The organism is Bacillus sp. SIMBA_008 (genome assembly GCF_046535495.1).
Classification (GTDB): Bacteria; Bacillota; Bacilli; order Bacillales; family Bacillaceae; genus Bacillus; species Bacillus subtilis.
The window spans coordinates 1-243 of record NZ_JAWRWL010001094.1; the positions used below are offsets into that span (position 1 = coordinate 1).

Below are 243 nucleotides of genomic sequence, written 5' to 3' on the forward strand. Positions count from 1 at the left end.
CTTGGCCGCGTCCTACTCTCACAGGGGGAAACCCCCGACTACCACCGGCGCTGAAGAGCTTAACTTCCGTGTTCGGTATGGGAACGGGTGTGACCTCTTCGCTATCGCCACAAAACAAATTGAGAGTGTTCTCTCAAAACTAGATAACAGGTGTGACATCATTCAAAAATATGGTTAAGTCCTAGATCGATTAGTATCTGTCAGCTCCATGTGTCGCCACACTTCCACCTCAGACCTGTCAAC

Annotated in this window: 1 rRNA gene; it reads right to left on the bottom strand. The window is 49.4% G+C overall.

Features of this window, described 5'->3' with window-relative positions:
• Positions 1–115 (bottom strand): 5S ribosomal RNA (gene rrf, locus SB658_RS26795); the annotation flags it as partial.
• Between the last annotated feature and the right edge of the window lie 128 nt (positions 116–243).